Genomic DNA, 8,352 nt, shown 5'->3' with positions numbered 1-8,352 from the left:
GCAGACCCATCAAGGCCAGCGAGGTCACGCTCTTGCCCGAGCCCGACTCGCCCACGATGCCGAGGGCGCCGCCCGCCGGCACCTCGAAGGACAACCCGTTCACCGCGTGGACGTCGCCGTCCATGGTCGGGAACGTCACCCGCAGGTCGTCCACCCGGACGACGGGCTCGGTCGAGGCCATGTCAGATTCCTTTGATAGTGCTGCGCCGGAGGCGTCCGTTGAGGGTCGTGATGGGCGACGAGTGGGCTGGGGCGGTGGGGCCGGCCGCTGTCGCGGCTAGCCCGCGATCCGCACCCGCGGGTCGACGATCGGGTAGAGGAGGTCGACGACCAGGTTGCAGAGCACGATGAAGAACGCGCCCATCAGGGTGACGCCGATGATGACGGGAAGGTCCTTGGACACGATGGCGTCGATCGCGAACTTGCCGATGCCGTTGAGCGAGAACGTGGTCTCGGTCAGGATGGCACCGCCCAGGACCAGGCCGATGTCCAGGCCGAAGATCGTCACGATCGGCGTGAGCGTCGGGCGCAGCGCGTGCTTGAGGATGACCCGGCGCTCGCTCAGGCCCTTGGCCCGGGCGGTACGGATGTAGTCCTCGCCCAGTGTCTCCAGCATTCCCGCGCGGGTCTGCCGGGCGTACTGCGCGGCGTGCAGGAAGGCCAGGGTCACCCAGGGCAGGAACATGACCTGGAACCAGCTGATGGGGTCCTCGCTGAGGGGCACGTAGCGCGGGACCGGGAAGAGGTTGGTGCTGTGCACCAGGAAGGCCAGGGACAGCAGACCGGTGAAGTAGATCGGCAGGGACACGCCGACCAGCGCCAGGGACATGGCGATCCGGTCGAAGACGCTGCCCTTCTTGACGGCCGACAGGACCCCGACCGCGACGCCGCCGACGACCCACATGACCGCCGCGCCGGCGGCCAGGGACATCGTGACCGGGAGCCGGCTGACGATCTGCTCCAGGACCGGGGTGTTCGTGGTGAAGGAGTAGCCCAGGCACGGTGCCGCGCACTCGATGGTCTCGCGACCGAAGGTGAACTCGGCGCCGAAGAGCAGGTCCTTGACGAAGTTGTAGAACTGGACGGCGATCGGCTGGTCCAGGCCGAGCCGTTCCACCGTGGCATCGAGCGCGGCCGGGGTGGGGGCCTTGCCCACGTACATGGCGGCCATGCCATGAGGGGTCAGACCGGCCCACTTGGGCAGGACGAAGAAGATCCAGAAGGTCACCATCGTCACGATGGCGAGCAGCAGCACGCCCGCGCCCAGGCGGCGAAGAATGTAGGTCAGCATCGCGGTCGGCGGCGGGGGTGTCCACGGGGCCGTGGATCCCCCGCCGCCTTCACCTGCCTTGTCGTACTAGTTCGGAACGTGGCCGGTGGGACTAACCGCGGTCGACACCCAGGGCCATGTAGTCGTACATGGCGTAGCCGGGCTGGAAGTAGACGTTGGTCAGCTCGGTGGAGCGGTAGTACATCTGGCGGTCGAAGACCACGGGCAGGATGGCGGCCTGCTCCATCACCAGCGTGTCGATCTGGTTGTAGATCGAGGCGCGCTCGTCCGGGTCCTCGGTCCGCATGGACTCGGCCCAGAGCTCGTTGATCTCCGGGTCGTCGATCTCGGCCATGTTGTAGTTGCCGGTCTCGACGATGGCGGCGCCGTCGGTGATCGGCTGGGCGAAGCCGTAGCCGGTGGCCCAGTCGGGGATCCAGCCGGAGACGCTCAGACCGATGTTGTTCTCACGGACGAAGTCACGGGAACCGGCGTACTGCCCGTAGAAGTCACCGGCCGGGTAGAGCTCGATGGTGGCCTCGATGCCGACGCGGCTCAGGGACTCCTGCAGCGCCTCGGCGGTCTGCACGTCCTTCTCGCGACCCTCGCGGGCGGCGATGACGGTCTCGAAGCCGTCCTCCTCGCCGCACTCCTCCAGCTTGGCCTCCGCGGACTCCAGGTCGCCCTTGTTGTCCTCGGAGGGGTACAGGTCGCTCTCCGGGTCCGAGCCGGGCAGGGCCGGCGGCAGCAGGTTGGTGGCGATGTCGCCGCCCAGCTCGCCGCCCCAGGCGCGGTGCATGCTGTCGCGGTCGGCCGCGTACATGATCGCCTGGCGGCAGGCGACGTTGTCGATCACCGGCGTGTGGATGTTCACGTAGCGCAGCGCGCCCGAGTACAGGTTGTCCATGTTGGGACGCGCGGACTCGTCGCCGGCCAGGCGGCTGTGCATGGCCGGGCCCACACCGGTGCCGCCCAGGTCGACGTCGATGTCGCCGTTGATCAGGCGCTCGTCGACCTCGTCCTGGCTGAGTCCGAGCGTGACCTCGATGTTGTCGGGCAGCGCGGAACGGAGCGTGTCGGTCTCGGGGTCCCAGTGCTCGTTGCGCTCGAGCTTGAGGCCCACGCCCGGCTCGTACTCGCCGTCGAACTTGTAGGGGCCCGAGGAGACGACCTTCTGCTGGTAGAGCTCACCGCGGTCCGCGTCGACCGGCACGGGGGCCGTCTGCGGCATGATCAGGATGTTGGGGAACTCCGAGAAGCTCTCCTTGAGCTTGAAGACCAGGGTGTGGTCGTCCGGGGTCTCGATGGCGTCGAACTCGCCGAGCGGGTCCGAGGACTCGAAGACGTTGAACTCCGGGTCCGCGTCGAGCTTCTGGGCGAAGTAGCTCGGGCCGTTGGCCAGCGTGCCGCCGTTGAAGTCACCGCGGATGATGCCGTACTTGATGTCCTCGGCCGTGATCTCGGAGCCGTCCTCGTACTTGAGGCCCTCCTGGATCTGCACGGTCCACTCGGTGAAGTTCTCGTTGGGCTCGGGCATGCCCGCGGCCGTGTCCGGGACCAGGTCGGTGGCGTTCTCGCCCGGCTCGTTGTTGTAGCTGAGCAGGGTGCGCGCGTAGTAGCGCGAGAAGTTCCAGCTGAACCCGTAGTAGGTGTTGCCGGGGTCGACGGAGTCCCAGTCCTGCGCCATCGCGTAGCGCAGGGTGCCGCCGGTGGCGTCCGAGGCGTTGACGATCTCCGTCTCGGCGAGGTTGAAGCCGGCGCCGTCGGCGCTGCCGCCGCCGTCGGCGCTGTCACCGCCGCCGCAGGCGGCCAGGAAGATGGATGCGGCCGCGCCGAGCGCGACGAAGCCGAGGGTGCGTTTCCTCAAGGGAGTACCTCTCTACCGAACCTGATGGGGATGAGTGGACCCGCGAGTTGATCCGCGTCCGTTCGGGGATGGGCGAGCGCCCCGCCCCGTGCCGACGTGGGTCAGTCCGAGGTCTTGGGGTCGAAGGCGTCGCGGAGGCCGTCACCGAAGAGGTTGAAGGCCAGCACGGTGATGAAGATGGCGAGGCCGGGGAAGACGATGAAGTACGGGCCGTTCTGGTAGAACGGGATCGCCTCGGACAGCATCTTTCCCCAGCTCGGAGTGGGCGGGTTGATGCCCACACCGAGGAAGCTCAGCGCCGCCTCGAACAGGATGTTGGTGGGGATGAGCAGCGTGGAGTACACGATGATCGGCGTGACCAGGTTCGGCAGGATCTCCTTGACCAGGATGTGCCGGTTGCTGGCGCCCAGGCTGCGGGCCGCCTCGACGAACTCGCGCTCGCGCAGGGAGAGCGTCTGTCCGCGGACGATGCGGGCGATGTAGGGCCAGTTGAAGAACCCGATGATGAAGACGATGACGCCGACGCGCAGCCCGTTGCCGGTGAGGCCCAGCATGCCGTCGGGGATGACGCCCACGAGCGCGATGGCGAACAGCATGAGCGGGAAGGCCAGGAAGATGTCCATGGCCCTGCTGATGACGGTGTCGACCCAGCCGCCCTTGTATCCGGCGATGATGCCCATGACGGTGCCGATGGCCACGCACAGCAGCGTGGACAGGAAGGCGACCAGCAGGGAGATCTGCGCTCCGTAGAGCAGGCGGCTGAAGAGGTCGCGCCCGGTGGTGGGCTCGACGCCCAGCCAGTGGTCGGCGCTGATGCCGCCCCACGGGTCGGTGACCGGGAAGCCGGTGACCGGGTCGGTGGGGTTCTCCGGGTCCTTGTAGGGCAGCCGGGTCCCCGCGTCGATGAGGTCCTGGTGGTACTCGGTGGGCGGGTAGCCGAACCACTTGACCAGCAGCGGCGCGAGCGCCGCGGCCAGGATGAGCAGGGCCACGACCACGCCGGAGACCATGGCGACCTTGTCGCGCTTGAGCCGCTGCCAGGCGATCTGGCGCAGTGACCGGTTGTCCGAGTCGCCGTGCCCGCTCGCGGGCTTCGCGCCGGAGTCCTCGACGTCGCTCGCGGGCGGATCCGCCGATTCGGGGGCATGCGAGGGCGCGCTCATCAGGCCACCACTCTCCACTCATACGCTTCGGCCGAGAGGAGGGCGGGAACCCGCGCATGAGCCCTGGAGGGCGTGCCCCTTGAGGGGACTCACGGTGGGAGCCTGCCGGGTCTCGGCGCTGGCTGGCATAGGCGTCAGGTCGGCGGGGGCGGGAAGGTGGTCCGCCGCCGCCGGTTCCGGCTGAGCGGTGTGCCCGGACTCACCCTGAGGTGTTGGGCACATCCCGCCGCCTGAACGCCCGGGCTGTTACACAGCGACCAACCTACTCGCGGATTGGACACCTATCGTCCAATTTCCGGCCATGTAGCTAAATCGTGACAAAGTATGGCAAAAAACTCATAATCCACCAAGTAGGCCATACTTCGCATTCATCCCACGACCGAGCTGACCTGGTCGGATGTACCGAAGGTCGCGTCCGTCACCATACGTCCGGTGACATGACGACTTGTCCACGAAAGCCGGATGCTATGGCAGGTGCTATGGCCGTGGAGGGCGTTCGTTACCGGCCCTCCACACAAAGAAGACCCGGCCGTAGCCGGGTCCATCGGAGGTACCATCACCGTCACTCAGAGTGACATATCAGCCTTCTCCGGGCGCCGGAGTGCGGGGTGGGCCGCCCGCCCTGCCCCGAGCACACGCCCGAGCGTGCGAGGGCGCCGGAGACACACCTACTCGATACCCCTCTTGCGTAGCAGGTCCTCGATGTCGCCCAGGTCGGAGAGGTCGTCGCCGCCGGACTGCTTCGGCGGCTCCTTCGAGCCGACCTGTCCCGCGGGTGCCGCGGCCGGTCCGGCGGACTTCGCTCCGCCTGCGGCCTTCGCGCCCCCCTCGCCGTTCTCGGCCGCCCCGCGCGGGGCGGTGCCCACACCGCGCACGCGCATGAATCCCGAGACCACGTAGAGGACCACCGAGACCCCCACCATGGCCGCACCCGCCCAGACCAGCGGGTTGAACACCAGCCCGGCCACGATGCCCACGAGACTGAGGACGAACTGCCAGATGGCGTTCATCAGCCCGAGCAGGCCCGCGGCCAGCGGAAGCAGGGACCACGCCACACCGCGCAGACCCGAGGCGGCGCCCTTGCGGCGCCAGACGAAGAAGGTGATGAGCAGCCCCACGATGGTGAGGGCGGCTCCCAGGGAAAGGCCGGCGGTTGCTGTGAGGTCGTCAGGCATGGCACCAGTCTCCCATCCGGCGCCGCTCCGCACATCAGGACGATCCCTTAGGGCGAGCCCCCTGGCCCGGCGCCTCGCTCCCGGAGCCCTCGCCCGGTCTCCCCCTCGTCCCCACGCTACCCGCGGCCCACGCGCCCTCACAGGGCTCCGCCCGACGGCTGTGAGGTACCGGACACGCGTGGACGGCGACGCGCGGCCCTCCAGCGGACCACAGCGGCGGCCTCCGCCCTAGTGTGATCGGCAGGGTCCCCCTACAGCCACTCAGGAGTCACGCAGATGAGCACGCAAGCGCAGATCGGTGTCACCGGCCTCGCGGTCATGGGTCGCAACCTCGCCCGCAACCTGGCCCGGAACGGCTTCACCGTCGCGGTCCACAACCGCACCGCGGCCCGGACCGACGCCCTGGTCGCGGAGTTCGGCGAGGAGGGCGACTTCGTCGCGGCCCGCACGGCCGAGGACTTCGTCGCCGCGCTGGAGCGCCCGCGGCGACTGGTGGTCATGGTCAAGGCCGGGGAGCCCACCGACGCCGTCATCGACGAGTTCGCGCCCCTGCTGGAGTCCGGCGACATGATCATCGACGGCGGCAACGCGCACTTCGCCGACACCCGCCGCCGGGAGCGCCGGCTGCGCGAACAGGGCCTGCACTTCGTCGGCACCGGCATCTCCGGCGGCGAGGAGGGCGCCCTGCACGGGCCCAGCATCATGCCGGGCGGCTCGGCGGAGTCCTACGCCGTGCTCGGCCCCATCCTGGAGCGGATCGCGGCCAAGGCCGAGGACGGCACCCCGTGCGTGTCCCACGTGGGCCCCGACGGCGCGGGCCACTTCGTCAAGATGGTGCACAACGGCATCGAGTACGCCGACATGCAGCTGATCGGCGAGGCCTACCAGCTGCTGCGCGACGTGGCGGGCTACACCCCGGGCCGGATCTCCGACATCTTCCGCACCTGGAACACCGGCCGGCTGGACTCCTACCTGATCGAGATCACCGCCGAGGTGCTCGCGCACGTGGACGAGCGCACCGGGCAGCCGTTCGTGGACGTGGTCGCCGACGCCGCCGAGCAGAAGGGCACCGGCCGCTGGACGGTGCAGACCGCGCTCGACCTGGGCGTCCCGGTCTCCGGTATCGCCGAGGCGGTCTTCGCCCGCTCCCTGTCGGGGCACGTGCCGCTGCGCGAGGCGTCGCGGTCGCTGGAGGGGCCCGTTCCCAAGGCGCTGTCGGAGGAGGAGGCCGCCGCCTTCGCCGACCGCGTCGAGCAGGCGCTCTACGCCTCCAAGATCATGTCCTACACCCAGGGCTTCCACGAGATAACCGCGGGCGGCGAGGAGTACGGCTGGGGCATCGACCCGGGCGCGGTCGCCGCCCTGTGGCGCGGCGGCTGCATCATCCGGGCCGCGTTCCTGGACCGCATCCGCGCCGCCTACGACACCCGCCCCGACCTGCCGAGCCTGCTCTCGGACGCCACGTTCGCCCGTGAGGTCGCCGAGGCCCAGGACGACTGGCGCGAGGTCATGGTGGCGGCCACCCGCCAGGGCGTGCCCGCTCCGGGCTTCGCCGCCGCGCTGGCCTACTACGACTCGCTGCGCGCCGAGCGCCTGCCCGCCGCGCTCGTCCAGGGCCAGCGGGACTTCTTCGGCGCCCACACCTACCGGCGCACCGACCGGGAGGGCTCGTTCCACACCCTCTGGGGCGGTGACCGCTCCGAGGTCGAGGCCTGAGGCACGCACCGGGGGCGGGGCCGCGCGCGGTCCCGCCCCCGGTGTCACGTATGCGCGCGATCCGATGACGAAGAAGTCCAACCGGTTCGTGCTCGGCCCGCTGTCACGCGTGGTCACGCGTGCGCGCGCGATCCGGTCGCGCGCCGGGTCCTCAGCGGTCGGCCACCAGGGACTCCAGCCACTCCACGTCCACGCCCACCAGGCTGTCGCGGAAGACCACGCCCTCGCGCGGGGGGATCACGACGTGGTCGGGCACGGCGACGGTCACGCAGCCGGCGTCGGCCGCGGCGGTCACGCCGACCACGGAGTCCTCGAAGGCCACGCACCGGCGGGCGTCCACGCCCAGGCGGCGGGCGGCCCGCAGGTAGGGGTCGGGGTCGGGCTTGTTGGCGGCGACCTCGTCACCGGCCACGGAGTCGTCGAAGCTCTCCAGTCCGATCCCCCCGATGGCGGCCTCGACCAGCTCGCGCTCGGTGGAGGTGACCAGGGCGACGGGGATGCCCGCCTCGGAGACCGTCCGGACCAGCTCCTTGGCGCCCGGTCGCAGCCGGGCCCCGCCCTCCAGCTTGCTCCGGAACTTCGCGTACAGCTTCCGGGCGACCTGGCGCGGGGCGAGGTCGGCGCCGGTCAGGTCGATGATGTACCGGGCCACGGGCTCGGCCGCGTTGCCGACGTTGCGGGCGTGGTCCTCCTCGGTCCACACCCCGCCCAGCTCGGCGACCAGCTCCGACTCGGACTCCCCCCACAGGTGCTCGCTCTCGATGAGCGTGCCGTCCATGTCCAGCAGGACCGCCTGGAGGCGCCTCCCGGTCTCGGCCGCGGACGCGTCTCTGTTCAGCGTGATCGGTTCGCTCATGCGCACGGCGGTGCCCGCGGGCCGGTCGGCCACGGGTGGCACCACGCACTCCCCTCCAGTGTCGGGACTCCCCCGGTCGCCCTCGGGGCGCTCAGGCATTCCTGTGTTCCTGTCGTCCACCCGTCTCCCGACGACGCCCGTGGGGCGCTTCGCGGGGGGTGGGGGCCTCCGCCCTCGGCGGAAAGCCTCCGGTTCCGGTTCCTTCCCCATCGTCCTGGTCCGGCGGCACACGGCCAGTGAAGCGCGACCGTCGGTGCGGCGACCGGTCGGCGAACTCTGGGCGCCACGCGGCCCGGCTCCGGCTC

Annotated in this window: 7 protein-coding genes; 1 reads left to right on the top strand and 6 read right to left on the bottom strand. The window is 70.0% G+C overall.

Translation table 11 applies throughout. The features are described from left to right. The 5 genes from ADL05_RS15625 to ADL05_RS15605 form a co-directional block, all read right to left on the bottom strand. Positions 1–181 (bottom strand): ATP-binding cassette domain-containing protein (locus ADL05_RS15625; protein WP_053617694.1); only part of this gene is annotated, 181 nt, incomplete at its 3' end. A 96-nt stretch (positions 182–277) separates the two neighbouring features. After that, on the bottom strand, positions 278–1,291 hold the full coding sequence (locus ADL05_RS15620) for an ABC transporter permease (protein WP_053617693.1): 1,014 nt from the start codon (positions 1,289–1,291) through the stop codon (positions 278–280). 91 nt (positions 1,292–1,382) lie between these two features. Beyond that, a complete protein-coding gene (locus ADL05_RS15615) occupies positions 1,383–3,137 on the bottom strand; it encodes an ABC transporter substrate-binding protein (protein ID WP_053617692.1) in 1,755 nt (584 codons plus the stop codon). 101 nt (positions 3,138–3,238) lie between these two features. Beyond that, on the bottom strand, positions 3,239–4,300 hold the full coding sequence (locus ADL05_RS15610) for an ABC transporter permease (protein ID WP_053617691.1): 1,062 nt from the start codon (positions 4,298–4,300) through the stop codon (positions 3,239–3,241). A gap of 668 nt (positions 4,301–4,968) precedes the next feature. After that, entirely contained in the window at positions 4,969–5,475 is a 507-nt protein-coding gene (locus tag ADL05_RS15605; protein ID WP_053617690.1) for a hypothetical protein, read from the bottom strand. Positions 5,476–5,751: 276 nt separating this feature from the next. On the opposite strand from ADL05_RS15605, the gene gndA reads away from it, so the two are divergent. Beyond that, a complete protein-coding gene (gene gndA / locus ADL05_RS15600; protein WP_053617689.1) occupies positions 5,752–7,191 on the top strand; it encodes an NADP-dependent phosphogluconate dehydrogenase in 1,440 nt (479 codons plus the stop codon). A 151-nt stretch (positions 7,192–7,342) separates the two neighbouring features. Here the strand turns inward: gndA and ADL05_RS15595 are convergent, their stop codons facing one another. Further along, positions 7,343–8,047 (bottom strand): HAD family phosphatase, encoded by a 705-nt coding sequence (locus ADL05_RS15595; RefSeq protein ID WP_053617708.1) that lies wholly within the window; start codon positions 8,045–8,047, stop codon positions 7,343–7,345. Positions 8,048–8,352: the final 305 nt, after the last annotated feature.

The sequence above is a fragment of the Nocardiopsis sp. NRRL B-16309 genome, assembly GCF_001279585.1.
Lineage (GTDB): Bacteria > Actinomycetota > Actinomycetes > Streptosporangiales > Streptosporangiaceae > Nocardiopsis.
The sequence above is the reverse complement of the archived record's forward strand: the minus strand, read 5'-3'. Positions and strand labels throughout refer to the sequence as shown.